Genomic DNA, 26,593 nt, shown 5'->3' on the forward strand with positions numbered 1-26,593 from the left:
TGCCTCAATCGATGGCGCCGGCGGCCCGCAGCGCGGCCACGGCCGATGCATCGAGCCCGGCCTGCCGCAGGATCTCGTCGGTGTGCTCGCCGGCGCGCGGGGCGGCGCGGGGAACAGACGGCTCGAAGCCGGTCATCTTGATCGGGCAGCCGAGCTGCGGCGGCGCGGCGTCATCGGTCGCAACGCGCATGCCGCGCGCGCGGAAATGCGGATGCGCCAGCGTCTCGTCGATGCGCAGCACCGGCGTCACGCAGCCCGTGCCGTCGTGGAACAGGCCGCGCCAGTGCGCGAGCGGCCGCGCGCCGAAGATCGCGGCCAGCTCCGCGCGCAGGCGCTCCTCGGTGGCGGCATCGCCGCTGCGGTGCAGCGGTGCGAGGTCGGGGCGCTCGAGCAGGCGGCACAGGTCGTGCCAGAACTTGGGCTCCAGCGCACCCACCGCCAGCTGCCGGCCGTCGGCCGTGCGGTAGTAGCCGTAGCAGGCGAGCGCGCCCGTCAGCGCGCTGTGGCCGATGCGCGGCACGCTGCCGTGCTGGTGCAGGCCGGCCAGCGGCAGCACCGCATGGGCCAGCACGCCGTCGGCCATCGCGATGTCGACATGCCGCCCGCGTCCGCTGCGCGCGGCATCGAACAGCGCGGCCAGGATCCCGGCCACCGCGGTCATGGTGCCACCCAGCAGATCGGCCACGGGCAGGTTCGACAGGGCCGGTCCCGCGGCATTGCCGACCTGGTCGGCCACGCCGGCAAGCGCCGCGTAGTTCAGGTCGTGCCCGGGCGTGTCGCTGAGCGGCCCGGTCTGGCCGAAGCCGCTGATGCTGCAGTAGACGATGCGCGGGTTCGCGGCCGCCACCGCTTCATAGCCGACGCCCAGCCGCTGCATCACGCCGGGCCGGAAGCCCTCCACCAGCACGTCGGCCTCGCGGCACAGGCGCAGCAGCGTGGCCACGCCCTGCGCGTGCTTCAGGTCGATGCGGATCGCGCGCTTGTTGCGGTTGACGAGCGCACGCACGCTGGGGCTCGCGTAATCGCCGGCGCCGGTGTCTTCGATCTTGATCACGTCGGCGCCGAGGTCGGCCAGGTGCATGGCACCGAGCGGACCGGGCAGCAGGCGGGTCAGGTCGAGCACGCGCACGCCGGCGAGCGGCGCGCCTTTGGCTGCGCCGGCGATGGGTTCGGGGGAAGAGGTCATGTGGGCTGCAATCTAGGCGGCGCGGGGCGGCGCGGCAATGGCGGCACCGCTCCGGGCGATTGGCGAAAAGCGTCAGGGGGCGCCATGGCGCGGCTTGTTGCCGGCGTATGCTTCGGGATGCGGAGGTTTCAGATGCTCCCCATGGTCATTGCGCTCATAGCGACCGTCGTCCTGCTCGTCTGGATGGGATTCTTCATGATGGGCTCGCTGCCACTGCTGGTGCTCAAGCACGACACACCGCTGGACTCGCGCTTCATCCGGGGCCTTTTCAACGTCTACTACGTTGCCGTGATGCTGACGGCGAGCGCGGCAGCACTCAGCTACACGTGGGCCGGCAAACCCGCTTTCGCCCTGGGCATGGCTCTCATCGCAGCCTGGGCATTCGCGCTGCGCCGCTGGATCATCATCCCGCGCATGGACATGCTGCGGCACACGATACCGGCCGCTGACACTTCGATCTTCCGGTTCCGCCGGCTGCACGTCGCCGGGATGATGCTCAACGTGGCGCAATTGGCCACGGTGGCCTGGGCCCTGACGCGGTTGGGTCTTTGAACCGGCCGCGCCAACCTGCGCGCAGGAGCTGCAGCGCAGCGGCTGGTGTTACGATGCCGGCATCGGGAAAACAGCCTCCCGTTCTGCAAAGTCAGACGGTGTCCCGTCCAAGCGCTGGTGACTCACAACGGAGCCTTCCGTGGACACCGCCTTGCCTGACGCACCTCCTGCGCTTCCTGCGCCCTCCCAGCCTGTTTCCTTCGCCGAAGCGCTTCGCTTCTGGCTCAAGCTCGGCTTCATCAGCTTCGGCGGGCCCGCCGGACAGATCGCGATCATGCATGCCGAGCTGGTCGAGCGCCGGCGCTGGATCAGCGAAAAGCGCTTCCTGCATGCGCTGAACTTCTGCATGCTGCTGCCCGGGCCCGAGGCGCAGCAGCTGGCCACCTACATCGGCTGGCTCATGCACCGCACCCGCGGCGGCATCGTGGCGGGCGCACTGTTCGTGCTGCCTTCGCTGTTCATCCTGATCGCGCTGTCGTGGATCTACCTGCGCTTCGGCAACGTGCCGGTGGTGGCCGGCATCTTCTACGGCATCAAGCCGGCGGTCACCGCACTGGTGCTGCACGCGGCGCATCGCATCGGCAGCCGCGCATTGAAGAACCGGTGGATGTGGGGCATTGCCGCGGCCGCCTTCGTGGCCATCTTCGCTTTCGACACGCCATTCCCCGCGATCGTGCTGGCCGCCGGGCTGGTCGGCCACTTCGGCGCGCGATGGGCGCCCGGCGTGTTTGCGCCGGGCGGCGGCCACGGCAGCGCCGCGCAGAGCTACGGCCCGGCACTCATCGACGACGACACGCCCACGCCGCCGCATGCGCGCTTCTCGCGCTCGCGCCTGGCCGGGATCCTTGCGGCCGGGCTCGGCCTGTGGCTGCTGGCGATGGGCATGCTTGTCGCCACGCAGGGGCTGCACGGCACGCTCACGCAGATGGGCTGGTTCTTCACCAAGGCGGCGCTCCTGACCTTCGGCGGCGCCTATGCCGTGCTTCCCTACGTCTACCAGGGTGCGGTCGAGCAATACCACTGGCTCTCCGGCGCGCAGATGATCGACGGGCTGGCGCTGGGTGAGACGACGCCGGGCCCGCTGATCATGGTGGTGGCTTTCGTCGGCTTCGTCGGCGGATGGCTGAAGCAGGTGCTCGGGCCCGACTCGCTGCTGCTTGCGGGCGCGCTCGCCGCGACGGTCGTCACCTTCTTCACCTTCCTGCCGTCGTTCATCTTCATCCTGGCCGGCGGACCCGCCATCGAGGCGACGCACGGCAAGCTGGGCTTCACGGCGCCGCTGTCGGCCATCACGGCGGCCGTGGTGGGCGTGATCCTGAACCTGGCGCTCTTCTTTGCGTACCACGTGCTGTGGCCGCAGGGCTTCGGCGGCCGCCTCGATGCGGTCTCCGCGGCGATCGCGCTGGCGGCGGCCGCCGCGCTGTTCCGCTTCAAGGTCGGCGTGATGCCGCTGCTCGGTGCCTGCGCGGGCATCGGGTTGGCGGTGACCTTGCTGTTTCCCCAACTGCGCTGAAGGAGCCACTCATGGACGCCCGGATTCAACCCCTGCCCTTCGACCCCGCCATGCTGCGCGGCCTGTCGGAAAAACTGCTCGCGAGCCATCACCAGAACAACTACGGCGGGGCGGTGAAGCGCCTCAACGCCATCCGCGCGCAGCTCGCCGCGACGCCGTTTGCATCCACGCCGGGCTTTCAGCTCAACGGCCTCAAGCGGGAGGAACTGATCGCGAGCAACTCGATGCTGCTGCACGAGCTGTACTTCGCGTCGCTCGGCGGCGACGGCCAATCGATGGAACCCGCCATGGCGCTGGCACTGGCGGCCAGCTTCGGCAGCGCCGAGCGATGGCGCGAGGAATTCGCGGCCCTGGGCAAGGCGCTCGGCGGCGGCTCGGGCTGGGTGCTGCTCGCGTTCCAGCCGCGCGAGGGCACGCTGGTCAACCAATGGGCCGCCGACCACACCCATGCGCTGGCAGGCGCCACGCCCATCCTTGCGCTGGACATGTACGAGCACGCCTACCACCTCGACCATGGCGCCGCGGCGGGCGCGTACGTCGATGCCTTCATGGACAACATCCATTGGGGGCAGGTCTACGCGCGCTACCAGCAGGCCGTGCATGCGGCCAGCGAGCCTTTCGGCGCCACGCAGGACGAGATCGCCGGATCGGTGCTGCTCGACGTGCGCCGCGCCGGGGTGTTCGAGCGGGCCGCCGCGATGCTTCCAGGGGCGCGCTGGCGCGATCCGGCCGCGGTCGACAGCTGGGCCTCCGAACTGCCGGCCGGCAGCGACGTGGTGGTGTATTGCGTCTATGGCCACGAGGTGGGGCGCAGCACCGCCATGCGGCTGCGCGCGGCAGGCCTGAATGCACGCTACCTGCGCGGCGGCATCGACGGCTGGCAGGCGGCGGGCGGGCCGCTCGAAGCCAGGGCCGGCGTGCAAGGCGCGGCGCCCTGAATGGGTCCGCCCGGACGCGCACGCCCGGGCACCGGCTCAGTGGATGTGCTGGTGATGGGCGTCAGGCACGTGGGCGTGCGCGTGGCGAGCGGGCTCGTGCACATGCGGATGGCTGTGCGAGCCCACGGGGAGCACATCGTGGGTGTGGTCATGGTGGCCGTCGTCGTGGCGGTGCGCATGCTCGTGCTCCATGCGCTCATGCGTGTGCTCGTGGCCATGCGACTCCGCCAGGTGCAGCGCCACGCCCAGCATCATCAGAAGCCCGCCCGCCGCCATCACCCAAGTCCCGCTCCGGTCGCCCAGCGCAATGGCAAAGGCGGCGCCGATGAACGGCGCAAAGGCAAAGACGGAGCCGGTCCGCGCCGCCCCGAAGGCGCGCTGCGCGAGCAGGTAGAAGCGAAGGCTCAGGCCATAGCCGCTGGCGCCGACCGCGAGCAGGACCAGCGCGGCGCTCGACGCAGGCATCGGCTCGCCGAACAGCCACGCCAGCAAGGCCGTCGCCGTGGCGCCGATGGCGGCCTTGCCCAGCACCACCTGCCCCGGATCGCGCTCGGCCAGCGCGCGCGAGAGCGTGTTGTCCATGCCCCAGGCCGCGGTCGCGACGAGCACGGCCAGCATTCCCCAGAGCTGCGTGCTGCCGCTGCGTCCCTGGTCGAGGACCAGCGCGATGCCTCCGGCAAGCAGGAGCAGCATGGCACCCCATACGCGCCGGTCCATCGTCTCCTGGTAGAGCAGGCGCGCCAGCAGGGCGGTGAACAGCGCTTCCAGCGTCAGCATCAGCGATGCGCTGGTCCCGCTCGTGTGCTGCAGTCCCCAGGCCAGAGCGACGGGGCCGAGCACCGCGCCGAAAGCCGCCATGGACAGGAGCCGCGGAAGATCGCCGCGCACCATCCGGGCCTCGCGTTCTACCCGCTGGCGGGACGCGAAGCCGACGGCCGCCGCGCCCGCATACAGCAGTGCGGCGGTGGTGAAGGCACCCAGTCCCTTGCCGAAATGCTGGACCAGCGGCGTGCTGACGCCAAAGAGAACGGCGGCAAGCAGTGCGAGCAGGCCGCCTTTTACGGCGGGCAGGGAAAGATGCCGAGCAGTCATGGCCGCCTTTTGAATTTCATGTGAATCGCATCCGGCGCTGTGACCGTTTTCGCCAGCGCGAGGGCGCCCAGCGCCTCGGCATTGTCGAACAGGCGCTCGCCACCGCCGAGCAGGATCGGCGCCAGGTGGAGCTGCATTTCATCGACCAGGCCGGCCTTCAGGTATTGCTGCGCAGCGCGTGCGCCGCCCGCGAGCGCCACGTCCTTGCCGCCTGCCGCGCGGCGGGCCTGGTCCAGCGCGCTCTCGATGCCGTCGGTCACGAAGCTGAAGCGCGTGCCGCCTTCCATGACCAACGGGTCGCGCGCGTGATGCGTCAGCACGAACACCGGGTGATGGAACGGCGGATTGCGGCCCCACCAGCCGTCCCAGGGGGCGGTCGTGCTCCACGGTCCCGGGCCGCCGCCGAACATGTTGCGGCCCATGATGGTCGCGCCGATGCCGGCAAGCTCTTCCTCCACCACCGGCGTGCTCTCGTTCACCACGCCGCCCTCCAGGCCATGTGGACGCCGCCAGGCTTCGAGCGGGAACACCCACTCGTGCAACTGCTCGCCGCCGATGCCCAGCGGCTCCCGCAAGCTCTGGTTCGGCCCGGCGACGAAACCGTCCAGCGACATCGAGATCCTGAATCGAAGCTTTGACATGCTGCGTCTCCTGCAGGCGTGGCCGAAGAGGGCGAGTCTAGGAATTGCAAGGCCGCGCGGCAATGCCAATGAAGCCGCGGTTTCTGCCAGCGGCGCGCCGCCCGCGGGTGTTGCCGGGGCTCATCCGCCGGATCATTGCGGGACCATCCAAAACATATACAATCCACGCACATTTCATATAAAGGCAAGCGATGGGCATCGTGAAGATTTCGGACCTGATGCATGAGAACCTGCGGGTGGCGGGAAACGCCCTGAGCAGGTCCATCAATGCACAGGCAGAGCACTGGATGCGGGTCGGCATGCTGACCGAGATGCATCCGGAACTGGACTACCGGGAAGTCTGCCAGCTGCTGATACAGGCTGAACTCGCGGGCGGCCTGGACATTGCCGCGGCCGTCACCAGCCAGCCCGGCAAGCCCCGCGGATCCGCGACGGGGAAGCACTAGTGGCGCACGGCGTTCCCATCAAGTCCGCCGAGGAACTCGCGATGGCGCGGCGCGCCGGCAGGCTTGCCGCGGAGGTGCTGCAGATGGTCGAGCCCTACGTGGTGCCGGGGGTGAGCACGGAAACGCTCGACCGGATCTGCCACGACCACATCGTGAACGTGCAGGGCGCCATTCCCGCCAACGTGGGCTACCAGGGCTATCCCAAAACCATCCTCACCTCCGTCAACCAGGTGGTTTGCCATGGCATTCCGTCGCCGGCCAAGATCCTGAAGAAGGGCGACATCGTCAACATCGATGTCGCCGTCATCAAGGATGGCTGGTTCGGCGACACCAGCCGCATGTACTTCGTCGGCGCGCCCAGCGTGCTGGCTCGGCGCCTGGTGGAGACGACGTACGAGGCCATGCTGGCCGGCATCCGGCAGGTCAGGCCCGGAGCGACCCTGGGCGATATCGGCCATGCGATCCAGTCGGTCGCTCACCGCGAGCAATTCAGCGTGGTGCGCGAATACTGCGGACACGGCATCGGCCGGATCTACCACGACGAACCGCAAGTGCTGCACTACGGGCAGCGCGGGGAAGGCCTCGAGCTGGAGCCGGGGATGGTCTTCACCATCGAGCCGATGCTCAACGCAGGCAGGCGCGAGACCAGGCAATTGCCCGACGGGTGGACCGTCGTGACCAGGGACCGGTCGCTGTCTGCCCAGTGGGAGCACATGGTGGCCGTCACGCCCGACGGGTATGAAGTGCTGACGGCCTGGCCGGAAAGTACGGGCAGCTACGCGCCAAGCGCCTCGGGCACCGGCCCCACATAGCGCCCGCGCGGCCGGATCACCTGCGCCGTGCCCAGCTGCTCCAGGCTGTGCGCCAGGAGCCCGACGCTGCGCGCAGTGGCGAACAGGCCGAAGGCCGCATCGGCAGGCAGCCGATGGTGCGCGGCCATGGCGGCCAGCGCAACGTCGATGTTGGGCTGCAGGCCGGTCAGCTTGGTCACCTTTGCGATGAAGCGCGCAATCACCTTGGGAGGCTCGAACAAGGCCAGCAGCGCGGCCGCGCGCGGGTCGCCGTCGGGGTAGAGGTGATGGCCGAATCCGGCGAGCGACAGGCCGTTCGAGAGGTGGTGGGCGAGCACCTGGTCTTCGCCCAGCCGTTCCACCTCGCTGAACAGCGCGCGCACGCGTCCCGAGGCATCGCCGTGCAAGGGGCCGGAGAGCGTGGTCAATCCCGCAAGCAGGCATGCGGGCAGCGAGGCGCCCGTCGAAGCGGCAATGCGCGCGGCAAAGGCCGAGCTGGTCAGTTCGTGATCGGCCAGCAGCACCAGGGCCGTTCGCAGCAGATCGGCCACCTTGGCGGGCTGCTTCCATCCTTTCGCAAAGCGAAGATGCAGCGGCTCATGGCCCGGTGATGCGCCGAACGCATTGGCCAGCCGGCCCACCAGGTCCTGGCTTTCGGCATGCAGCACCCGGGTCAGGCGGCCCCCGGTGGAATGGCCGGCGGCCGCCAGGCTGGCCAAGGCCGCGAAGGCCGCGCCTCGCCCGGGCTTGCCGGAACGCAGGGACGCCATGCAGGTGAAGTCGACGGCATGTTCGGCGCCCCACAACAGTTGCGCCGCATCTTCGAGCGTGGCGGTCCGGGCCATGCGCACGGCATCGCGGCCGCGGTAGTACGGCCGCCCGCGCGAGAACGCGCTGAGGGCCGTGGGAATGCTGGGCTCCGAGCCGAACAGCGTGTTGGCGGCCAGCGTCTCGTGCTTGCGGCCGGCCTGCTTGCGCCTGGCCAGGCCGGCCACGTCCTCGGTGCGGTAGAGCCTGCGCCGCGTGTCGGCCGGGTCGGGCATGACCTCGAGCTTGCCGCGGCTCACGTACGCGTAGATCGTCTGGGGCTGCACGCCCAGGAGCTTGCACGCCTCGGTCATCGAAATCCAGGAAGCCATGGGCGGGTCGTGAGAGTCAATTTCTATTGATTATATGTATCAAGATTGACCAGTATGTCAATCTATTCATAGCATAGGCCCGGCTCCGTGAAGAGCGTTCCCGAACAGCGATATGAAACCCCAAGTCCTTCAACTCAATCCGATCCTGATCCCCGCAGTCAACGACAAGCTCGCCTCGCTCTACGCCGTGCACAAGCACTTCGAGCTGCCCGATCCTGAGGGCTGGCTGCGCCAGCACGGTGCATCGATCGACGCCGTGATCACCGGTGGGCACACCGGCATTTCGCGCGCCATGCTGGAGCAGCTGCCCAGCCTCAAGGTGGTGGCCGTCAATGGCGTGGGCACCGACGCCGTGGACCTGGCGTACTGCCGGGAGCGCGGCCTGCCCGTCACCGCAACGCTGGGCGCGCTCACCGAAGACGTGGCCGACCTCGCCATCGGCTTGCTGATCGCGGCCTGCCGCAACCTGTGCGCGGGCGACCGCTTCGTGCGGGACGGCCAATGGGAGCGCCACCCCCAGCCCGGCGCCATTCCGCTTGCCCGCCGCTTCAGCGGCATGCGCATCGGCATCGTCGGAATGGGGCGGGTGGGCCGCGCCGTGGCGGTGCGGGCGGCTGCCTTCGGTTGCCCCATCCGCTACACCGACCTGCGCCCGATGGACGACGTTGCCTGCAGCTTCATGCCGAGCCTGGTGGACCTGGCGCGCGAATCGGATGCGCTGGTGCTGTGCGCCGCCGCGGACCGGGCCGAAGGCATCGTCGACGCGGCCGTGCTCGACGCGCTGGGCCCGCGCGGATTCCTGGTCAACGTCGCGCGCGGCCGGCTCGTGAACGAAGCCGACCTCACGCAGGCGCTGGTCGACGGCCGCATTGCGGGTGCGGGGCTGGATGTGTTCGTCGACGAGCCGCGCGTGCCGCTGGCGCTGCGCCAGTCCGAGCGCACGACGCTGCAGGCCCACCGCGCCAGCGCCACCTGGGAGACCCGCACCGCCATGGCCGAGATGGTGCTGGCCAGCGTTGCCCAGGCCCTGGCCGGCGAGCGCCCGGCCATGAGCCTGACCACCTGAGCATCCATCCGCCTTCGCGGCGCAGCGGCCGCGCATCAAACCTATAAATGGAGACATCCTTGTTCATTCGACGCCTTGCCATTCCCCTGGCCCTTGCCCTCTGCGCCATCCAGGCGCCGGGCTTCGCGCAGACTTTTCCTTCGCGCCCCGTCACGCTGGTGGTGCCGTTCCCGCCGGGCGGCGGGACGGACACCGGCGGCCGCGTCATCGCCGAGCAGCTGGGCCGGCGCTGGGGCCAGCCTGTGATCGTGGAGAACAAGGGTGGTGCCGCCGGGCAGATCGGCGCCGACTTCGTCGCCAAGTCCAGGCCGGACGGCTACACGCTGCTGCTGGGCAACATCGGGACGCAGGCGATCAATCCGCTGCTGTATCCCAAGCTGCCCTACGACGCCGACAAGGCCTTTGCGCCCGTCTCGTTGGTGGCCGAACTGCCGCTGGCGATGATGGTGAATCCAGCGGTTCCGGCGAAGACGGCGGCCGAATTCGTGGCGCTGGCCAAGGCCAGGCCGGGCCAGATGAGCTACAGCAGCTCGGGCGCCGGCGGCGCACCGCACCTGGCGGCCGAGATGTTCAAGGACCAGACCGGTGCCTTCATCCTGCATGTGCCCTACCGCGGCGGCGGGCCGGCCATCGCCGACCTGCTCGCGGGCCATGTGCAGCTGTCGTTCATGACCGTGCTCGAGGCCTCCGGCCACATCAAGGCGGGCAAGCTGCGTGCGCTGGCCGTGACCGGCGACAAGCGCGTGCCGGCGTTTCCCGAAGTGCCCACGCTCGCCGAAAGCGTGGCGCCCGGCTTCAACGCGATCTCCTGGATCGGCCTGCTCGCACCGGCGGGCACGCCGCCCGAGGTGGTGGAGAAGATCGCCGCCGACCTGCGCGCCGTGCTGGCCGACGAATCGGTCAAGGCGCGCTTCGTGGGGCTGGGCGGCGTGCCGCGCGCCACATCGCCGCAGGAGTTCGCGCGGCTGATCGACGGCGACAAGCGCCGCTACGCCCAGATCATCCGCAGCCGCAAGATCACGATCGAGTGAGCGCGGCGAGCCGGGCTTTCCTTTCGAAAGAGACACAGACCCACCCCCAAGAGGAGACATCCATGCAGCTCACATCCCTGGTCAAGATCCTTGCCGTCTCGGCGTCGCTCGCGGCAATGCCGATCGCCGCATCGGCCGATGCGGCCTACCCGGCGCGCGCCATCAAGATCGTCGTGCCCGCGCCGCCGGGCGGTGCGATCGACACCATTGCCCGCGTCGTCGGCGACAAGCTCGCGGTGTCGATGGGCCAGCCGGTGATCGTCGACAACCGGCCCGGCGCTTCCAACAACCTGGGCACCGACGTGCTCGCCAAGTCGGCGCCCGACGGCTACACCATCGGCATCGTCGGCGGCAGCCACAACATCAACAAGTTCCTGTTCAGGAACCTCGGCTGGGATCCGGAAAAAAGCTTCGAGCCCATCGTCTACAGCCATGAGGTTCCACTGGTGTTTGCCATCTACCCGCAGCTTCCGGCCAGGACGCTGCCGGAGCTGGTGGCGTGGATGAAGGCCCATCCGGACGAGGCCAAGGTTGCCACCTCCGGCCGCGGCAGCGCGCAGGAAATGGCGGCCGAGATGTTCCGCATGGCCAGCGGCGCACCGATGCTGCTGGTGCCCTACAAGGGTTCTTCCGCCGCGCACCCGGACCTGCTGGCCGGGCGCACCGCGCTCTTCATCGACACCATCAGTGCCATCCAGCCGCAGGTGAAGGCCGGCAATGTGCGCGCCGTGGCAGTCTCGACGCGCAAGCGGACAAGCTCGCTGCCCGACGTGCCGACTGCGGACGAGCAGGGATTGAAGGGCTACGACGCCAACACGAACGGCGGCTTCCTGGCGCCGGCCGGCACGCCCAAGGCTGTCGTCGCCAAGCTGAATGCCGAGATCAACGCGGCGCTTAAGCTGACCGACGTGCGGACCAAGCTGGAGGCCGCCGGCATCGAGGTACAGGGCGGCACGCCACAGGAATACGCGGCACTGATCAAGTCCGATCTTGCCAAGTGGGGCAGGGTGGTGAAGGAGGCGGGGATCCAGGCGGAGTAAGGGCCGCGGGAGCTCGATGGCCGGAATTCGATCGGACCAATCTCGGCATCCAAGCCGCCCGCCGGCTGCGGCGCCGCCGCGGTGACGCCTGATGCAGGCAATGGTGCGGTCGCATCGAGTCCCGCTTCAGCTGCCAGCGCGCGTGGCCAGCTGGCGCGCCAGCGCCTCGCGAGCCCTGCGGCCCATCTCCGCATCCACGCGCTCTGCAAGCACCTGCGCCAGCTGGTCGAGCTGGGCGGCACTGATGCCCACGTTCATGCTGATGCGCATGTGCGACTGAAGCTGGGATTCGGCGCCCGCAAGCGCCGACAGCATGCCGACCGTCGCCAGCTCGCGGCTCGGCCAGTCGAGGTTGTCGCGCTCGAACACATCGCCGAAGAGGTGCGTCTTCAGGTATTCGTCGATGGCCGGCGCGAAATCGAACAATGCGCCCTTGACCGGCGCTCCGGCGAGCTTCGTCTGGTTGGCCGTGCCGGCCGCCAGCAGTGCGTCGCCCTTCGGAATGGGGCGCGAGGGCAGTTGGCCCTGCTTGTCCTGGGCACCGCGCTGCTTGCGGGCTTCCACGACCTTCATCAGTTCGCCCAGCGCATTGAGGCTGCGCGGGAATCCGGCATAGGCATACACCTGCACCAGGATCTCCTTTGCCTCGTTGATGGCCAGGCCGGCATCGAGCCCCTGTTCGAGCGCCGTGTTCAGGCGGGCGATGTCGCCCGCCGCTGCGAACGCCGCAATCGGGATGATGGATTGCTGGCGCAGCGAAAGCGTTTCGGATGCGGTGCGTGTGGTGTTCATGTTCGTGGACTCCTGGGGCGTGCTACCGGCATGGCACGGAGCGACGGCAAGGCACAGCGCCAAGGCCAGCGCCCGCCTTGCTGCCATGCCTAGCGCTGGTTGTATTGCTCATCGCTGACCTTCTCCATCCATTCGACGTTCTTGCCGTCCACGGTGCCGGTGACGGCCAGGTGGACCAGTGCCGTGAACGGAGCGGCGCCGTGCCAGTGCTTGACGCCCGGAGGGCACCAGACGACGTCGCCGGGGCGGATCTCCTGCACGGGTTGGCCCCACTCCTGGGTCAGGCCGAGGCCCGACTGCACCACCAGGCGCTGCCCGGCCGGGTGGGTGTGCCAGGCGGAGCGCGCGCCGGGCTCGAAGGTCACGAGGCCACCCGAGGCGTTGAGGGTTTCGGTGGCGGGCCAGAGCGGGTCGACGCGGACGCGGCCGGTGAAGTATTCGGCAGGGCCGGCTGCCGAAGGTTGGCTGCCGGCCCTCGCGATCTGCTGGGCCGCCCCCGGTGCCGGGGCGGGTTCGGCGCCTGCGCCGATGGAGTTCAGGGCCGCAAGGTAGAGCGCGGCCTTCAAGGGTCGGGTGCACATGGTGGGTCAATTCCTGGTCGTCGATGGCAAGAGTGCGCCGCCTATGAGCGCGACGCGAACGCCTTAACTCTATGGACACCACGCGCGGTTGAGAAGGAAGCAAAATCGGGATGCTTATGTGAATGCAGCTCACCAATGGCAAAAGAAAACCTGAACGATCTCCAGGCCTTCGTGGTGGTTGCCCGCGAACGCAGCTTCACCCGTGCCGCCGCCCAGATGGGCGTGTCGCGCTCGGCGCTCAGCCATTCGATGCTGGCGCTGGAGGCGCGCCTGGGCGTGCGCCTCCTGACCCGCACCACGCGCAGCGTCTCCGTGACCGACGCAGGCGCCCGGCTCCTCCATACGCTGGCCCCACGGTTGCAGGACATCGAGCGGGAGCTCGAATCCCTTTGCGCAATGCGCGACAAGCCGGCCGGCACGGTCCGCATCACCACGCATGACCATGCGGTTGCCACGGTGCTGTGGCCCAGGCTCCTGCCGCTGCTCAAGCAGCATCCGGACATCCAGGTGGAGTTCAGCGTCGACTACGGCTTCACCGATATCGCCGCCGAAAGGTTCGATGCCGGCGTGCGGGTGGGAAACCGCGTCGACAAGGACATGGTGGCGGTCCCGATCGCACCGGCGCTGAGGATGGCGGTGGCGGCTTCTCCGGACTACCTCGCGGGCAAGCCTGTGCCGGTGAAACCCGCGGACCTCACGGCGCACCGCTGCGTGAACCTGCGGCTGCCGACGCACGGCGGCCTGTACGCCTGGGATTTCGAGAAGGGAAGGAAGCAGGTCAGCGTGCGGGTGCAAGGCCAGACGGTGTTCAACAACACCTTCCTGATGCTGCGCGCGGCACTGGACGACATGGGCTTTGCCTATGTGCCCTTCGACATCATGGAACAGCACATCGAAGAGGGGCGGCTCGTTCCGGTCCTGCAGGACTGGTGGCCGGCCTTCCCGGGCTACCACCTCTACTACGCCCATCGCCGCCAGCTTTCCCCGGCGCTCGCCCTGGTCATCGAAGCCTTGAGGTACCGGGCGCCGCCGCCCAGGCGAACGGGGTGACCGCCCCGCCGGGGCTTGCTGTGTTCTTCAGCGCAGCGACGCGTGGATCAGCTTCTGCACCGCGAAGAGCGGCTTGAGCTGGTCTTCGCGGTAATAGTTGCCCATGAAAATGACATACACCAGCTCGAGCGCAGGAATGACGACCAGCCGCTGGCCTCCGAGTCCGATCGCCATGTAGGCGGGCGAGCCATCCTGGCGCTGGATCACATACCAGTGGTAGCCATACCGGAGGCCGTCGAAAGCGTCGGCGCGCGGCGTCAGCGACTCGGAGATCCAATCCTTCGGAACCAGCGCCCGGCCGTTCCACTCGCCGCGCTGGAGCAGCAGCTGGCCAACGCGAGCCAGATCCGGCGCGCGCATGCGCAGGCCCGATGCCGCGGCGGCCTCTCCATTGAAACCATGGGTCCACTCGACCTTCTCGATGCCCATGGGCGAGAACAGCTTGTCGCGTGCGTAGTCCAGCAGCGGCACGCCCGCGCCCTTGGCGATGAGATGGCCCAGCACGGCCGTTGCGCCGCCCGAGTAGCGCCACCGTTCACCCGGGTTGGCGACGATGGGGCGTTCCAGCACATAGCGGTAGCGATCCTTGCTGCGCTCCATCGAAATTTCGCTGTTGCGCGGATCGCTGTAGGGCAGGTCCTCGTTCCACTCCAGGCCCATTGTCATCGCGAGGGCATGGGAGATGCGGATCGCACGCCTGCGCTCGTCGCGGGCCAGGTCAGCGTAGGCGGGAAAGGCGTCCAGCAGCGGCGCATCGAGCGCGGGAACCTTGCCTTCGGCGAGTGCGATGCCGTAGAGCAAGCCCACGATGCTCTTGCTGACGGAACGAAGGTCATGCAAGGTATCGGCGTTGAATGCAACCGTGCCCAGCGGCGTACCCCAGCGTTCGTCCGGGCCTTCGAAGTAGCGCTCCATCTCGACCCGGCCCTTGCGCGCAATGAAGACGGCATGCAGATTCGAGAACTCGCCGCTTTGCACGCCCTGGTCCAGGCGCGCCGCAAGATCCGGCGCCATTGCGCTGGACTCCGGACTGCCTCGTGTCCATTGGAATGGGGTTGCCGCGAATCCCCGTCCCGTGCAGGCGAGTGCAGCTGCGGCGCCGGCCGTCACGAGCACGCTGCGACGCCGCGGGGCATGGGACTGCTGGTGGCTTGTCATGCGGGGCTCCATGGTCTTTGTCGGTAATTCATGGGCATCGCTCACCGCGGCGAAGTACTCGGCCGAGTTTGGTACGCTGCGCCTGCCTGCAGGCCAATCCCAATCCGAGCCATTTCGTCGCACGACCGGTGCTTGCCGACGCAAGCCTAACCCAAGGCGGAACGCAGTCCTCGATCCGGACGGCTGCCCCTGCATCCCCTACATATCGCAAACCCAGGAGACTCCCTTGAAAAAGAATATCGGCATGATCGGCATCGGCATGATGGGCCACGGCATTGCCAGCAACATCGCCAGGCATGGCTACCCGCTGGCGGTGCTCGAGCACCCCGGCAACCAGCCGCTGGACGCGCTCAAGGCCGCCGGCGCGCGCAGCTTCACGCGCGCGGCCGAGCTGGCCGCGCAGTCCGACATCGTCATCCTCGTGCTCACGGGCTCGCCCCAGGTCGAGGCCGTGCTCACGGGTGAGGGCGGCGTGCTGCAGGGCCTGCGCCCGGGCAGCATCGTGATCGACTGCTCCACCGCGATTCCCGCTTCCACGCTGCGCATGGCCCAGGCCGTGCAGGCCGCGGGCAGCCGCTTCCTGGACACGCCGATGACGCGCACGCCGAAGGAAGCGGCCGAAGGCCGGCTCAACCTGCTGGTGGGCGGCGATGCGGCCCTGCTCGAGGAATGCCGCCCGCTGCTGTCGTGCTTTGCCGAGAACATCCTGCACGCGGGCCCGGTGGGCGCAGGCCATGGCATGAAGCTGCTGCACAACTTCGTCTCGCTGGGCACGGTGGCGCTGATCGCCGAGGCGGCGGCCTGCGCCGGCCAGCACGGCGTGGCGCCCGAGATGTTCGTGGAGATCCTGGCGAAGGGCGGCGGCGGCGGCGTGGCGCTGGAGCGGCTGCGGCCCTACCTCACGGCCAAGGACACGTCGAGCCTGCGCTTCTCGATCGCCAATGCGAGCAAGGACCTCGGCTACTACAACACCATGGCGGGCGATGCCGGTGCGCACCGCGACATTGCGGCGGCGGTGCTGCAGACGCTGCAGCATGCGCAGGGCCTGGCGCCCGAAGCCCTGGTGCCCGAGCTGGCGGACCTGCTGGCCCGGCGCTGAGCGCCGGCGGCCGCCCGCACTTCACCGGCGGCGGTTCGCGGGCTTGGCCCGGAAGTCGGGCGAGCGGGCGACCACCGCGCGGATCTCCTGCATCAGCGCGCGCGCACCGGGCGAGGGGAACGCGCCGAGGCGCTGGGTGAGGCCGATCTCGCGCCGCGTCTCGTCGAGCGGAAAGTCCAGCACCACCAGGCTGGCATTGCGGATCTCGTGGCGCAGCTGGTGGGCGGAGATCGCGGTCAGCATATCGCTTGCGAGCAGCAGGCCGCGCAGCACGGCAAGGTCGCCGGTCTCCACCGCGGGAACCGGCGGCGCTTCGCGCGCGGCCGAGAAAAAGCGCTCGAGCAGCTCGCGCGAAGGCGTGCCCTGCCGCGAGAGTGCCCAGCTCGCCTGACGCAGCGCATCGAAGTCGACACGCACGCCGCGCGCCAGCGGATGGCCGGCGCGCGCGATCACCGAGATGCGGTCTTCGAACAGCGCCTCCTGTTGCAGGTCGCGCGCGTCGGCGCTGCTGCGCAGTGCGCCGAGGATGAAGTCGATGTCGCCGCTGCGCAGCGACGCCGCCAGCGCGTCGTAAGGGCTTTCGACCGTGGCGACGTGCAGCCCCGGATGGCGCGCCAGCAGCGAGGCGATCGCTTGCGGCAGTATCTGCGTGCGGCCGAGCGGCAGCGCCCCCACGTTCACGCTGCCCTGCAGCATGCCTTCGCTGGCCGCGATGTCGGGGCCGATGTGGCGCAGCTCCGCGAGCACGCGCTTGAAATGGAAGGCCACCATCTCGCCGGCCGGCGTGGGCACCAGGCCTCGCGTCCGGCGCTCGAGCAGCGCCACGCCGAGCCCGCCTTCGAGGTCCTTCAGCGCGCTGCTGATCGCCGGCTGCGTGATGCCGAACTCGCGCGCGACCGCCGGCATGTTGCGCTTCTCCACCAGGCTCGCGATCACCGCGAGGCGCCGGCCGTTGAGGATCGATGCAAAGAGCGAGTGCACGTCGGCCGATGCGCCGATGCCGCCGCGCGCGACGAGCTGGGCGCGCGCCTCCTCGAACTCGCGCTCGATGCGGCGCGCGCGCAGCAGCACCAGGTCGCCGTAGGAGTTCAGCGCCATGCCGCGCGGGCCGCGGTCGAACAGCGGCCGGCCGAGCGCGCCTTCGAGCTCGGAAATGGAGCGCGTCACGCCCGAGGCGACGCGGAACAGCTGCTCGTCCGCGGCCCTGGCGATGCTGCCGGCCGCCGCCACGGCCGTGAACGCGCGCAGGTGCCGCAGGTTGAGGCCCAGCGCATGGGTGTGCGTGCGGTCGATCACTTTGTCTTGCAGCTGGCGTCGGCCCGTCATTCCAGGGGTGCCTGGGCAGGAGCCCTGGCCGATAAGAAAGTCTGATGGTAGGGCAAGCCGAACTCACGCCACGCGGCGGCCGGTGGAACCACACTTGACGCAAGGGCCGGCGCACTACCTGCGCGAGCCGGCAAAGCACCACCCAGCCATCCACGGAACCGCAATGATCATCGACTGCCACGGCCACTACACCACGGCGCCCAAGGCGCTGGAGAACTGGCGCAGCCAGCAGATCGCGGGCCTCAAAGACCCCGCGCTGAAGCCCCGCGCCGCCGACCTGAAGATCAGCGACGACGAGCTGCGCGAATCGATCGAGGGCAACCAGCTGCGCCTCATGAAGGAGCGCGGCAGCGACCTGACGATCTTCAGCCCGCGCGCGAGCTTCATGGCCCACCACATCGGCGACTTCGAGACCTCGTCGACCTGGGCCGCCATCTGCAACGAGCTGTGCTTTCGCGTGAGCGAGCTGTTCCCCGACCACTTCGTCGGCGCGGCCATGCTGCCGCAGTCGCCGGGCGTGGACCCGCGCAGCTGCATTCCGGAACTCGAGCGCTGCGTGCGCGAGTACGGCTTCGTCGCCATCAACCTCAATCCCGATCCCTCGGGCGGGCACTGGACTTCGCCGCCGCTGCCGGACCGCCACTGGTACCCGCTCTACGAGAAGATGGTCGAGCACGACATCCCGGCGATGGTGCATGTGAGCACGAGCTGCAACGCCTGCTTCCACACCACCGGCGCGCATTACCTGAATGCCGACACCACGGCCTTCATGCAGTGCCTCACCTCGGACCTGTTCAGCGATTTTCCGACCTTGCGCTTCGTGATCCCGCACGGCGGCGGCGCGGTGCCCTACCACTGGGGGCGCTTTCGCGGGCTGGCGCAGGAGATGAAGAAGCCGCTGCTCAAGGACCACCTGCTCAACAACATCTTCTTCGACACCTGCGTGTACCACCAGCCGGGCATCGACCTGCTGACGCGCGTGATCCCGGTCGACAACATCCTGTTCGCGAGCGAGATGATCGGCGCGGTGCGCGGCATCGACCCCGAGACCGGCTTCTTCTACGACGACACGCGCCGCTACATCGACGCCACGCCCCTGCTCGACGCTGGGGCGCGCCACAAGGTGTTCGAAGCCAACGCACGCCGCGCGTACCCGCGCCTGGACCGCGCACTCATCGCCAAGGGGCTCTGATCTCATGTCTTCTTTTTCTTCCAACACCCTCCAGCAGATCGGCGTGGTCCATCGCAAGGTGGCGCGCGCGGATGCCGCCGCGGTCGACAAGCTGTCGCGCTTCGGCGTCTCGACCGTGCACGAGGCGCTCGGCCGGCTCGGGCTGATGCAGCCGCGCATCCGCCCGATCCATCCCGATGCGCGCTTCTGCGGCCCGGCCGTCACGGTGCTGCTGCAGCCCGGTGACAACTGGATGCTGCATGTGGCGGCCGAGCAGATCCAGCCCGGCGACGTGGTGGTCGCGGCCTGCACCAGCGACAGCACCGACGGCTTCTTCGGCGACCTGCTTGCCACTTCGTTCAAGGCGCGCGGCTGCAAGGGCCTGGTGATCGACGGTGGCGTGCGCGACGTGCGCGACCTCAACGCGATGGGCTTTCCCGTGTTCAGCCGCGCCATCCATTCGAAGGGCACGATCAAGGCCACGCTCGGCTCGGTCAACGTGCCGGTGGTGTGCGCCGGCGCGCTGGTGCATCCGGGCGACGTGGTGGTGGCCGACATCGACGGCGTGGTGGTGGTGCCGGCCGCGCGTGCGCAGCAGGTGGCCGATGCGGCCGAAGCGCGCGAGGCCAACGAGACGGCCAAACGCGCGCGCTTCGCGGCCGGCGAACTCGGCCTGGACATGTACGCCATGCGCGAGCCGCTGGCCAAGGCTGGCCTGCGCTACATCGACTGACGGCGGCAGGACGACATGGCTCGCATCATCGGCACCGCGACCACCGGCATCACCCGCCGCCAGGCCTGCATCTTTTCCGCAGGCGGCGCGTTCTGGCTGGCGAGCCGCGGCGCCGCGGCTGCCGAGGGCTATCCGGACCATCCGCCGCACCTGGTCGTGCCGTTCACGCCCGGCGGCTCCACCGACGTGCTGGCGCGCAGCATTGGGCAGGAGCTCGGCCGCGCATGGAACCAGGCCGTGGTGATCGACAACGTGCCCGGCGCGGGCGGCTCCGTCGGCGCGGAGAAGGCCGCGAAGGCGCCCGCCGACGGCTACACGCTGCTGATGGGGCACATCGGCACGCTGGCCATCAACCCGTCTCTCTACCCCAAGCTCGGCTACCACCCGCTGCGCAGCTTCGCGCCCGTGGCATGGGTCGCGCGCGTGCCGAACGTGCTCGTGGTCCATGCCTCGGTGCCGGCGCGCACGCTGGCCGAGCTGATTGCGCTGGCCAAGGCCAGGCCCGGCCAGCTGGCCTACGGCTCGGGCGGCAACGGCAGCGCGGCGCACATCGCGATGGAATACCTCAAGCTGCAGACCGGCGCCTCGCTGCTGCACATTCCCTACCGCGGCACCGCGCCGGCCGTGAACGACCTGCTGGCGGGCCAGCTGCAGGCACTCTTCACCGGCACGCCCGCGCTGCTGCCGCACATCAAGGCCGGCAAGCTGCGTGCGCTCGCGGTGTCGAGCCCGCGCCGCATCGCGTCGCTGCCCGACGTGCCCACGGTGGCCGAGAGCGGCGTGCCCGGCACCCAGGATTTCGAGGCCGACCAGTGGTACGGCGTGGTCGCGCCGGCCGGCACGCCCGCGCCGATCGTCGCGATGATCAACCAGCAGATCAACCGCTCGCTCGCCTCGGCGGAGGTCAGGGCGCGACTCGCGGCCGAGGGCGCCGGGGCCACGCCCGCCACGCCGCAGGCCTTCGGCCAGCTGATCGCGAGCGAGATGGTGCGCTGGGAGCGCGTGATCAAGGCGGTCCGCATCACCGTCGATTGAACAGCTAGGAGACACACATGGGTATCACACTGGGCATCATCGGTTGCGGCGAAGTGGGCGGCATCTTCGGCCGCGGCCTGCTGCACAAGGAAGGCGTCGAGGCGGTCTGGGTCTGGGACCTGAAATTCGCCGACTCCGACGGCGGCGCGGCAGCACGCGCCGCCGCCGAAGCCGGCGGCCTGCGCGTCGCCTCGGGCATGCAGGCGCTGTGCGCCGCGTCCGATCTGCTGATCTCGGCCGTGACCGCATCCAGCACCTTCGCGGTGGCCGAGGAAGCGGCGCGGCATGCGCGGGCGGGCATGCGCTTTCTCGATCTCAACTCGGCCTCGCCCGGCACCAAGCAGCGGGCCGGCGCCGTGCTCGAAGCCGCCGGCGCCGGCTATGTGGAAGCCGGCGTGATGACCTCGGTGCCGCCCTACGGCATCCGCGTGCCCATGCTGCTGGGCGGCGCCCAGGCCGAGACACTCGCGGCCACGCTGTGCGCATGGGGCATGGACGCGCGCGCCGTGAGCGAGCGGCTCGGCGTGGCCTCGGCCATCAAGATGAGCCGCAGCATCATGATCAAGGGGCTGGAGGCGCTGGTGATCGAAAGCTACACCACGGCGCGGCGCTACGGCGTGGAGGCGCATGTGCTGCCCACGCTCGCCGAGACCTTTCCGCAGATCGACTGGGAGCGCCAGGGCGCCTACTTCTTCAGCCGCGTCGTGCAGCATGGCAAGCGGCGCGCCGAGGAAATGCGCGAAGCGGCGCAGACTGTTCGCGAGACCGGCTTCGAGCCTTTCATGGCGGCGGCCATTGCAGGCAAGCAGGACTGGGTGGCACAGCAGGCGCGCACCGGCCTCTTCGACGGACTGGACGCCAAGAGCCCGTGGCAGGACTACGCCGACCGCCTGATCGGCAGAGGGCAGGGCGGCGAGAAATGACGGCGCCCGCGATCCGTGGCCTCTGCTCGATGGCGACCCGGGGCTTGCTGCAGGAGCTTGCGGCCGCCCATTCGCAGCGCAGCGGCGTGCCCGTCTCCTTCCTGGCGATCGGCGGGGTCGAGGCGGCGCGGCGCGTGTCCGCGGGCGAGCCCTTCGACGTGGTGGTGCTGGCCTCGGATGCGATCGATGCGCTTGTCGCGCAGGGCAAGCTCGATGGCGGCGGCAAGGTCGACCTGGTTCGTTCGGGCGTGGCCGTGGCGGTGCCTGCAGGCGCGGCGCATCCCGATATTTCCACCGAGGACGCGCTGCGCAGCGCAGTGCGCACCGCCTCCGGCATCGCGTATTCGACCGGGCCGAGCGGCGTTGCCTTGATGGCGTTGTTCGAGCGCTGGGGCATCGCCGGCGAGATCCGCGCCCGCCTGGTGCAGGCGCCGCCCGGCGTGCCGGTCGGCGCACTGCTTGCACGCGGCGATGCCGCGCTCGGGTTCCAGCAATGGAGCGAGCTGATCGGCGTCGAAGGCGTCGACCTGGTCGGCCCCTTGCCGCCGGAGGTCCAGATCACCACGGTCTTTTCCGCGGCGCCGGTGGGCGGCTGCGCGCAGCCGGCCGCGGTGCGCGCACTGCTCGAATCCATGCGTTCGGCAGACAGCGCCGAGGCCAAGCGCCGCCATGGCATGGCGCCGGCCTGAGGCAGGTTCGGCGCTGGTTCAGCCGCGCGCCTGGATCAGCTTCCAGCCATTGCCCGACGGATCGCGAAAGCCCGCGTCCACGGTGCCGTAGCGCTCCACCGGCTCCTGCGTGAATTCCACGCCCAGGCCGCGCATCCGCTCATAGGCGGCGCGGCAGTCGTCCACCCGCAGCACCAGCGGCGGCATCGCGCCCTTGGCGACGATGGCGCGCACCGCCTGCGCCGTGGCTGCATCGAGCACCGGCGGCCCGGGCCTGAACAGGCCAAGCTGGAACGACGGCTGCTCGGGGTGCTGCACCGTGAGCCAGCGGTAGTCGCCGTTTCCCACGTCCGTGTGGACGCGGAAGCCGAGCTTCTCGACATAGAACGCCAGCGCCTCGTCCTGATCGTGCACATACAGACCGGCGACTTCAATGCCCTGATTCATGGAATCTCCTGTGGTTGTTCAGGCTCGTTTGTACCGTCCGCCGCGAGGCGCCGCTTCTCCGAAACTGCGGTCGTGAGATGGGGCCGGTGCGCGGCATTGACGATGCACACGGGCACCCGGCCGAGCTCTTGCGGCGTGGCCTTGGCGCGCGCGCGGATCGCGCTCGGGCTGCTGCCGGTGATGTCGCGGAAGGTGCGCCCGAAGGTGCCCAGGCTGGCCCAGCCCGTCTCGAAGGCGATGTCGGTGATCGGCCGGTCGCTCTCGCGCAGCAGCGCCATCGCGCGCTCGATGCGGCGCGTGAGCAGGTACCGGTGCGGCGGCGTGCCGAAGGCCTGCTTGAACGATCGCGCGAAGTGGGCCTCCGACACGCCGCTCACCTGCGCCAGCCGTTCGACCGGCCACTCCTCGTGCGACGCGGCGTCCATCCGGTCCTTGGCGCGCAGCAGCCGCCGCAGCAGTGCGGGGTCCTGGATGATCGGGTCGATGGCCATCGCAAAATTATCGCGGACGCGCGTGCGGCGGCTGGAGGCGCTATCCTGCCGTGGATCGCAACTGGCGTTCGTATCTGCCCCATTCAGGAGACCCAAGATGATCAGCAAGAACACGATTTGTCTCTGGTACGACGGCACCGCCCTGGATGCCGCCAAGTTCTACGCAGAGACTTTCCCCGACAGCGCCGTGGGCGCCGTCCATCGCGCGCCCGGCGACTATCCCTCGGGCAAGGAGGGCGACGTGCTGACGGTCGAGTTCACGGTGATGGGCATCCCCTGCCTGGGCCTGAACGGAGGCCCGGCGTTCAAGCACAGCGAGGCCTTTTCGTTCCAGGTCGCGACCGACGACCAGGCCGAAACGGACCGCTTGTGGAATGCGATCATCGGCAACGGCGGCCAGGCCAGCGCATGCGGCTGGTGCAAGGACAAGTGGGGATTGTCGTGGCAGATCACGCCGCGCGCCCTGACGGCCGCCATCACCGATCCCGACCCGGCGGCAGCCAAGCGAGCGTTCGAAGCCATGATGGAGATGACAAAGATCGACATCGCCGCGATCGAAGCGGCTCGGCGCGGCTGACGCGCAATTCAACACAGTGGCGGCCACAAGCCGCCGAACCATGATCACCCTGCACCACTGCGTCAGCGCACGCTCGTTCCGCCCTCTCTGGATGCTCGAAGAGATCGGGCTTTCCTACGAACTCAGGATGCTGCCCTTTCCGCCGCGCGTGCTGTCGCGGCCGTACCTCGAGGTCAACCCGCTCGGCACGGTGCCGATGCTGGCCGACGGCGCCATGCGAATGACCGAATCGGCCGCGATCTGCCAGTACCTGGCCGCACGCTTCTCGGCGGGCCAGCTCGATGTGGGCCGCGACGAGCCGGACTTCGGGCCGTACCTCAACTACCTTCACTTCGGCGAGGCAACCTTGACCTTTCCGCAGACGCTCGTGTTGCGGTACGCGCACTTCGAGCCGGCGGAGCGAAAGCAGCCGCAGGTGGCCGACGACTATGCCAAGTGGTTCCTCGCGCGCCTGCGAACGCTGGAGCCGCTGCTCGCCGAGCGCGAGCATCTCTGCGCGGGCCGCTTCACCGCGGCGGACGTGTCGGTCGGCTATGCACTGCTGCTGGCCGAGCACCTGGGTCTGGCCGAGCGCTTCACACCGGCGGTGGCGGGCTACTGGGAGCGCTTGCAGGCGCGACCGGGCTTCAAGGCCGCCATGGCCGCGCAATCGAGAGCGGCCGAGGTGCAGGGGGTCTCCTTGACCCCTGCACCCGACATCAGGCCCGACAGGCCCTGACGGGCGGCCGCGGCCCCAAGCGCCTACGCAGCTTCAGCCCCTGGCAGCAGTTGCGGGTTGTAGATCGCCTCCCACAGGTGCCCGTCCGGGTCCATGAAGTAGCCGGCATAGCCGCCGTAGAAAGTGTCCGCCGCGGTTTTCACCACCGTGGCACCGGCCTTCGCGGCTTGCTGCATCACGGCGTCCACTTCGGCCTTCGACATGACGTTGTGCCCGAGGGTGAATTCGAGGGACCCGCCCGCGCGCAGCGGAAGGCCGGCATCGGCCGCGATGCTCGAGCGCGGCCACACGGCCAGCTTGAGACCGTCCTGCAGGTCGAAGAAGGCGACGGCGCCGTTCTCGAACTCCCTGCCCACGATGCCGTTGGTGGGCAGGCCGAGCCCGTCTCGATAGAAGGCGACAGCTCTCTCCAGGTCCTCGACGCCGAGGGTGATGACGGTGATTCTTGGTTGCATGCAGATCTCCAAAAACGATGTGGCGCGCGTCAGGCCGCATGCCCGAGTTCAGCGCGAAATGCGCGCAGCGCCTCGCAGCTTGCAGCGGGCGCCTCGATGGGAAGGAATTCGCCGCTGCCGCTGATGAGCCGCGATCGAAGATTCGCGGCGCCGGCCTTGCGCAGGCCTGCTACATAGTCATCGATGTCGCGGCCGCCGGCGTCGCCGCGCAAATACAGGATGGGCGTGTCGATGCGAACAGGGCCCGCGTTGCGTTGCGCGGCGCTCTCGAGCGCCCGGTACCAGTCGAAGCCGGCCTTCAAGGCTTCGGGCCGCTGGTAGGCGCGCGTCCAGTCGTTCCGGATCTCGTTCGTCAGCGCATGCTTGTCGCCCGCGAGCAGGTCGTAGAAGTAATCGAAATAGGCGCGTTCGCGTCCGCTCACCAGCCGTTCGGGCAGCTGCGGTATCGCATGGAACGCGAAGTGCCAGATGCGGGGCTCGGCGACGAGCCTCGACCACGGTGCAATGCCGGGGATGACGGTGTTCATGACCACCGCACCGGCGATGCGTGCGCCGTGCTCCCGCGCCGCTGCAAATGCGAGCATGCCGCCGATGTCCACGCCCGCGAACACGATCGAATGCGCGCCCAGCGATTCGGCCGCGCGCAGCAGGAGGCCGGCGAGTGCATGCAGCTCGCAGGGCGATGGGCCCGGCGGCAGGCCGAGCGATCCGCCGATGCCGGGCAGGTCGAAGGCGATGGCATGGGCGTCCCTTCCCAGTTCATCGAGCACCGGGTCGTAGATCGACTTCGATTGCGGCCAGCCGTGCAGCAGGATGAGCCACGGCGATCCCGCGTCGCCGGCGCAGCGGTAGGAAAGGGTCACGCCGTCGATCGAAAGCGTGGATTCGCGGGCCATGGGTGCTTGCTCCTTCGAGAAGCACCGTATCCCTCGCGAAGCCCGTGCTGATCAGCCTCGCCCGCAGCCGGATGTAGGCCGTTTACTCGCCTGCGGCTTGGCTGCGCGGCCGGTCCAGGATCAGCGTGGCCGCCTCGCTTGCGCTGACGACCGCCGAATCGATGACGAGGCGGCTGGTGGTCCAGGCCTCGTATTCATGGCGCGCGACTGCCTCCCAGGTCGGCGGAACGTGGCCCGAAATGTCAGCCTTCCGGCTCTCCACGCGCCTGCGGTGCTCGACGGGGTCGGAGCACACGATCTCGAGCTCGAGCAGGCCCGAGGATGTGCTGGCTGCCACTGCACGCCATGCCTCGCGGGTGACCGGGAGCGGATTGACGCAATCGGCGATCACCGACATGCCGAGCGCGAGATTGGACCGGGCAAGCTCGCAGGCCACGGCGTAGCCGGCGGGGCCCACTTCCTCGAGAGCCGCCGATCGGATGAGCGCTTGCTCGATGGTGTCGATGCGCAGATAGGCGCAGGGGAAGCGGGCAGCGAGTTCGCGCGCGATGGTGGTCTTGCCGGTGCCCGGCAATCCACCGAGAACCATCAGCATCGGCTTCGCCGTGCGCGTGATTCCCCCGATCAAGGCGCCACCCGCAGGCGTTGCTCCCTCGGCCGCTCCATCGCGGCCGACGAGGGGCTGAAGCCCAGCCTGGCAAAGAACTCGGCGGCACCCGGCCGGCCGGCCCGCAGCACCCATGTCATGCCCGTCTCCGAACCCAGGATGTGCCGGACCAGCGCTTGCCCGATGCCCTGACGGCGCAGCGGCTCGGCGACCACGACCATGGACAGGTATCCGTTGGAGATGCCATCGCCGATGGCGCGCGCAAAGCCGACGATCTCGCCGTCCGCCGACAGCGCAACCACCGCCTGCTGCGACGCCGAGATCAGCCGGCCGAGATGTGCGGCATCGGCGATCCGGTGCGCCCATCCGTTGGCGCAAAGAAGGCGATGGATCGTGTCGGCATCGGAAGCCGCGGCGCTGCGAATCTGCAT

Annotated in this window: 31 protein-coding genes; 17 read left to right on the forward strand and 14 right to left on the reverse strand. The window is 69.2% G+C overall.

Features of this window, described 5'->3' with window-relative positions; all coding sequences use genetic code 11:
- Nucleotides 1-4 precede the first annotated feature (4 nt).
- A complete protein-coding gene (locus tag AC1DSC_RS16645; protein WP_015865811.1) occupies nucleotides 5-1,186 on the reverse strand; it encodes a CaiB/BaiF CoA transferase family protein in 1,182 nt (393 codons plus the stop codon).
- 141 nt (nucleotides 1,187-1,327) lie between these two features.
- On the opposite strand from AC1DSC_RS16645, the gene AC1DSC_RS16650 reads away from it, so the two are divergent.
- The 3 genes from AC1DSC_RS16650 (at nucleotide 1,328) to AC1DSC_RS16660 (ending at nucleotide 4,189) form a co-directional block, all read left to right on the forward strand.
- Nucleotides 1,328-1,738, forward strand: coding sequence for a hypothetical protein (locus tag AC1DSC_RS16650; protein WP_230537802.1), 411 nt, complete (start codon nucleotides 1,328-1,330; stop codon nucleotides 1,736-1,738).
- A gap of 139 nt (nucleotides 1,739-1,877) precedes the next feature.
- A complete protein-coding gene (gene chrA / locus AC1DSC_RS16655; RefSeq protein ID WP_015865809.1) occupies nucleotides 1,878-3,251 on the forward strand; it encodes a chromate efflux transporter in 1,374 nt (457 codons plus the stop codon).
- An 11-nt stretch (nucleotides 3,252-3,262) separates the two neighbouring features.
- On the forward strand, nucleotides 3,263-4,189 hold the full coding sequence (locus AC1DSC_RS16660; protein ID WP_015865808.1) for a Fe-Mn family superoxide dismutase: 927 nt from the start codon (nucleotides 3,263-3,265) through the stop codon (nucleotides 4,187-4,189).
- A gap of 36 nt (nucleotides 4,190-4,225) precedes the next feature.
- On the opposite strand, the gene AC1DSC_RS16665 is transcribed toward AC1DSC_RS16660, so the two are convergent.
- Together AC1DSC_RS16665 and AC1DSC_RS16670 are read right to left on the reverse strand one after the other, a co-directional pair.
- Nucleotides 4,226-5,281, reverse strand: a complete 1,056-nt coding sequence (locus AC1DSC_RS16665; RefSeq protein ID WP_015865807.1) for a DMT family transporter — start codon at nucleotides 5,279-5,281, stop codon at nucleotides 4,226-4,228.
- Nucleotides 5,278-5,922 carry a dihydrofolate reductase family protein gene (locus AC1DSC_RS16670; RefSeq protein ID WP_015865806.1) on the reverse strand — a complete coding sequence of 215 codons (645 nt, stop codon included), beginning with the start codon at nucleotides 5,920-5,922 and terminating at the stop codon, nucleotides 5,278-5,280. The genes AC1DSC_RS16665 and AC1DSC_RS16670 overlap by 4 nt, the downstream gene beginning before the upstream one ends.
- Nucleotides 5,923-6,113: 191 nt before the next feature.
- On the opposite strand from AC1DSC_RS16670, the gene AC1DSC_RS16675 reads away from it, so the two are divergent.
- Nucleotides 6,114-6,368: a ParD-like family protein gene (locus AC1DSC_RS16675; RefSeq protein ID WP_015865805.1), complete on the forward strand. Its 255-nt coding sequence runs from the start codon at nucleotides 6,114-6,116 to the stop codon at nucleotides 6,366-6,368.
- Nucleotides 6,368-7,180 (forward strand): type I methionyl aminopeptidase, encoded by an 813-nt coding sequence (gene map / locus AC1DSC_RS16680; RefSeq protein ID WP_015865804.1) that lies wholly within the window; start codon nucleotides 6,368-6,370, stop codon nucleotides 7,178-7,180. Before AC1DSC_RS16675 ends, map begins: the two co-directional genes overlap by 1 nt.
- Here the strand turns inward: map and AC1DSC_RS16685 are convergent.
- Nucleotides 7,144-8,298, reverse strand: coding sequence for a citrate/2-methylcitrate synthase (locus AC1DSC_RS16685; RefSeq protein ID WP_015865803.1), 1,155 nt, complete (start codon nucleotides 8,296-8,298; stop codon nucleotides 7,144-7,146). The two genes, map and AC1DSC_RS16685, sit on opposite strands and share 37 nt — an antisense overlap.
- Before the next feature lie 112 nt (nucleotides 8,299-8,410).
- On the opposite strand from AC1DSC_RS16685, the gene AC1DSC_RS16690 reads away from it, so the two are divergent.
- The 3 genes from AC1DSC_RS16690 (at nucleotide 8,411) to AC1DSC_RS16700 (ending at nucleotide 11,435) form a co-directional block, all read left to right on the forward strand.
- Nucleotides 8,411-9,364, forward strand: coding sequence for a 2-hydroxyacid dehydrogenase (locus tag AC1DSC_RS16690; RefSeq protein WP_478081374.1), 954 nt, complete (start codon nucleotides 8,411-8,413; stop codon nucleotides 9,362-9,364).
- A 47-nt stretch (nucleotides 9,365-9,411) separates the two neighbouring features.
- Nucleotides 9,412-10,395, forward strand: coding sequence for a Bug family tripartite tricarboxylate transporter substrate binding protein (locus AC1DSC_RS16695; RefSeq protein ID WP_478081373.1), 984 nt, complete (start codon nucleotides 9,412-9,414; stop codon nucleotides 10,393-10,395).
- A gap of 62 nt (nucleotides 10,396-10,457) precedes the next feature.
- Nucleotides 10,458-11,435, forward strand: coding sequence for a tripartite tricarboxylate transporter substrate binding protein (locus tag AC1DSC_RS16700; protein WP_015865800.1), 978 nt, complete (start codon nucleotides 10,458-10,460; stop codon nucleotides 11,433-11,435).
- A gap of 126 nt (nucleotides 11,436-11,561) precedes the next feature.
- Here the strand turns inward: AC1DSC_RS16700 and AC1DSC_RS16705 are convergent, their stop codons facing one another.
- Together AC1DSC_RS16705 and AC1DSC_RS16710 are read right to left on the reverse strand one after the other, a co-directional pair.
- Entirely contained in the window at nucleotides 11,562-12,227 is a 666-nt protein-coding gene (locus AC1DSC_RS16705) for a carboxymuconolactone decarboxylase family protein (RefSeq protein ID WP_015865799.1), read from the reverse strand.
- A gap of 89 nt (nucleotides 12,228-12,316) precedes the next feature.
- Nucleotides 12,317-12,808 (reverse strand): (R)-mandelonitrile lyase, encoded by a 492-nt coding sequence (locus tag AC1DSC_RS16710; protein WP_015865798.1) that lies wholly within the window; start codon nucleotides 12,806-12,808, stop codon nucleotides 12,317-12,319.
- Nucleotides 12,809-12,943: 135 nt separating this feature from the next.
- Between AC1DSC_RS16710 and AC1DSC_RS16715 the strand changes: the two genes are divergently transcribed.
- Nucleotides 12,944-13,858: a LysR family transcriptional regulator gene (locus AC1DSC_RS16715; RefSeq protein WP_015865797.1), complete on the forward strand. Its 915-nt coding sequence runs from the start codon at nucleotides 12,944-12,946 to the stop codon at nucleotides 13,856-13,858.
- Nucleotides 13,859-13,885: 27 nt separating this feature from the next.
- Here the strand turns inward: AC1DSC_RS16715 and AC1DSC_RS16720 are convergent, their stop codons facing one another.
- The gene (locus AC1DSC_RS16720; protein WP_015865796.1) at nucleotides 13,886-14,872 is read right to left on the reverse strand and encodes a serine hydrolase domain-containing protein; all 987 of its coding nucleotides are present in this window, start codon (nucleotides 14,870-14,872) and stop codon (nucleotides 13,886-13,888) included.
- Nucleotides 14,873-15,260: 388 nt separating this feature from the next.
- On the opposite strand from AC1DSC_RS16720, the gene AC1DSC_RS16725 reads away from it, so the two are divergent.
- A complete protein-coding gene (locus AC1DSC_RS16725) occupies nucleotides 15,261-16,115 on the forward strand; it encodes an NAD(P)-dependent oxidoreductase (protein ID WP_208856359.1) in 855 nt (284 codons plus the stop codon).
- A gap of 21 nt (nucleotides 16,116-16,136) precedes the next feature.
- On the opposite strand, the gene AC1DSC_RS16730 is transcribed toward AC1DSC_RS16725, so the two are convergent.
- Complete coding sequence (locus tag AC1DSC_RS16730; protein WP_015865794.1) at nucleotides 16,137-17,441, reverse strand: LysR family transcriptional regulator; 1,305 nt, start codon at nucleotides 17,439-17,441, stop codon at nucleotides 16,137-16,139.
- 163 nt (nucleotides 17,442-17,604) lie between these two features.
- Between AC1DSC_RS16730 and AC1DSC_RS16735 the strand changes: the two genes are divergently transcribed.
- Genes AC1DSC_RS16735 through AC1DSC_RS16755 form a run of 5 tightly spaced genes read left to right on the forward strand, consistent with a single transcriptional unit; the run spans nucleotide 17,605 to nucleotide 21,992 of the window.
- On the forward strand, nucleotides 17,605-18,633 hold the full coding sequence (locus tag AC1DSC_RS16735; protein ID WP_478131834.1) for an amidohydrolase family protein: 1,029 nt from the start codon (nucleotides 17,605-17,607) through the stop codon (nucleotides 18,631-18,633).
- A 4-nt stretch (nucleotides 18,634-18,637) separates the two neighbouring features.
- Nucleotides 18,638-19,345 (forward strand): 4-carboxy-4-hydroxy-2-oxoadipate aldolase/oxaloacetate decarboxylase, encoded by a 708-nt coding sequence (ligK, locus tag AC1DSC_RS16740; RefSeq protein WP_478131827.1) that lies wholly within the window; start codon nucleotides 18,638-18,640, stop codon nucleotides 19,343-19,345.
- Nucleotides 19,346-19,360: 15 nt separating this feature from the next.
- Nucleotides 19,361-20,380, forward strand: coding sequence for a Bug family tripartite tricarboxylate transporter substrate binding protein (locus AC1DSC_RS16745; RefSeq protein ID WP_478131828.1), 1,020 nt, complete (start codon nucleotides 19,361-19,363; stop codon nucleotides 20,378-20,380).
- A 17-nt stretch (nucleotides 20,381-20,397) separates the two neighbouring features.
- Nucleotides 20,398-21,303, forward strand: coding sequence for an NAD(P)-dependent oxidoreductase (locus AC1DSC_RS16750; protein ID WP_015865790.1), 906 nt, complete (start codon nucleotides 20,398-20,400; stop codon nucleotides 21,301-21,303).
- Complete coding sequence (locus AC1DSC_RS16755; protein ID WP_015865789.1) at nucleotides 21,300-21,992, forward strand: substrate-binding domain-containing protein; 693 nt, start codon at nucleotides 21,300-21,302, stop codon at nucleotides 21,990-21,992. Before AC1DSC_RS16750 ends, AC1DSC_RS16755 begins: the two co-directional genes overlap by 4 nt.
- Before the next feature lie 18 nt (nucleotides 21,993-22,010).
- Here AC1DSC_RS16755 and AC1DSC_RS16760 read toward each other — a convergent pair whose 3' ends face one another.
- On the reverse strand, nucleotides 22,011-22,418 hold the full coding sequence (locus AC1DSC_RS16760; RefSeq protein WP_015865788.1) for a VOC family protein: 408 nt from the start codon (nucleotides 22,416-22,418) through the stop codon (nucleotides 22,011-22,013).
- Nucleotides 22,415-22,909, reverse strand: a complete 495-nt coding sequence (locus tag AC1DSC_RS16765; protein WP_015865787.1) for a helix-turn-helix domain-containing protein — start codon at nucleotides 22,907-22,909, stop codon at nucleotides 22,415-22,417. Before AC1DSC_RS16765 ends, AC1DSC_RS16760 begins: the two co-directional genes overlap by 4 nt.
- Nucleotides 22,910-23,006: 97 nt before the next feature.
- Between AC1DSC_RS16765 and AC1DSC_RS16770 the strand changes: the two genes are divergently transcribed.
- Both AC1DSC_RS16770 and AC1DSC_RS16775 read left to right on the forward strand, forming a co-directional pair.
- Nucleotides 23,007-23,486: a VOC family protein gene (locus AC1DSC_RS16770; RefSeq protein ID WP_015865786.1), complete on the forward strand. Its 480-nt coding sequence runs from the start codon at nucleotides 23,007-23,009 to the stop codon at nucleotides 23,484-23,486.
- A gap of 40 nt (nucleotides 23,487-23,526) precedes the next feature.
- Nucleotides 23,527-24,204 (forward strand): glutathione S-transferase family protein, encoded by a 678-nt coding sequence (locus AC1DSC_RS16775; protein WP_015865785.1) that lies wholly within the window; start codon nucleotides 23,527-23,529, stop codon nucleotides 24,202-24,204.
- 23 nt (nucleotides 24,205-24,227) lie between these two features.
- Here AC1DSC_RS16775 and AC1DSC_RS16780 read toward each other — a convergent pair whose 3' ends face one another.
- The 4 genes from AC1DSC_RS16780 to AC1DSC_RS16795 all read right to left on the reverse strand — a co-directional run bounded on the left by AC1DSC_RS16780 (nucleotide 24,228) and on the right by AC1DSC_RS16795 (nucleotide 26,593).
- Nucleotides 24,228-24,659: a VOC family protein gene (locus AC1DSC_RS16780; RefSeq protein WP_015865784.1), complete on the reverse strand. Its 432-nt coding sequence runs from the start codon at nucleotides 24,657-24,659 to the stop codon at nucleotides 24,228-24,230.
- A 29-nt stretch (nucleotides 24,660-24,688) separates the two neighbouring features.
- Nucleotides 24,689-25,555, reverse strand: a complete 867-nt coding sequence (locus AC1DSC_RS16785; RefSeq protein WP_015865783.1) for an alpha/beta fold hydrolase — start codon at nucleotides 25,553-25,555, stop codon at nucleotides 24,689-24,691.
- 82 nt (nucleotides 25,556-25,637) lie between these two features.
- A complete protein-coding gene (locus AC1DSC_RS16790; protein WP_478131829.1) occupies nucleotides 25,638-26,183 on the reverse strand; it encodes a P-loop nucleotide/nucleoside kinase family protein in 546 nt (181 codons plus the stop codon).
- Nucleotides 26,180-26,593 (reverse strand): GNAT family N-acetyltransferase, encoded by a 414-nt coding sequence (locus AC1DSC_RS16795; protein ID WP_015865781.1) that lies wholly within the window; start codon nucleotides 26,591-26,593, stop codon nucleotides 26,180-26,182. Before AC1DSC_RS16795 ends, AC1DSC_RS16790 begins: the two co-directional genes overlap by 4 nt.

The sequence above is a fragment of the Variovorax sp. 01N425 genome, assembly GCF_056399465.1.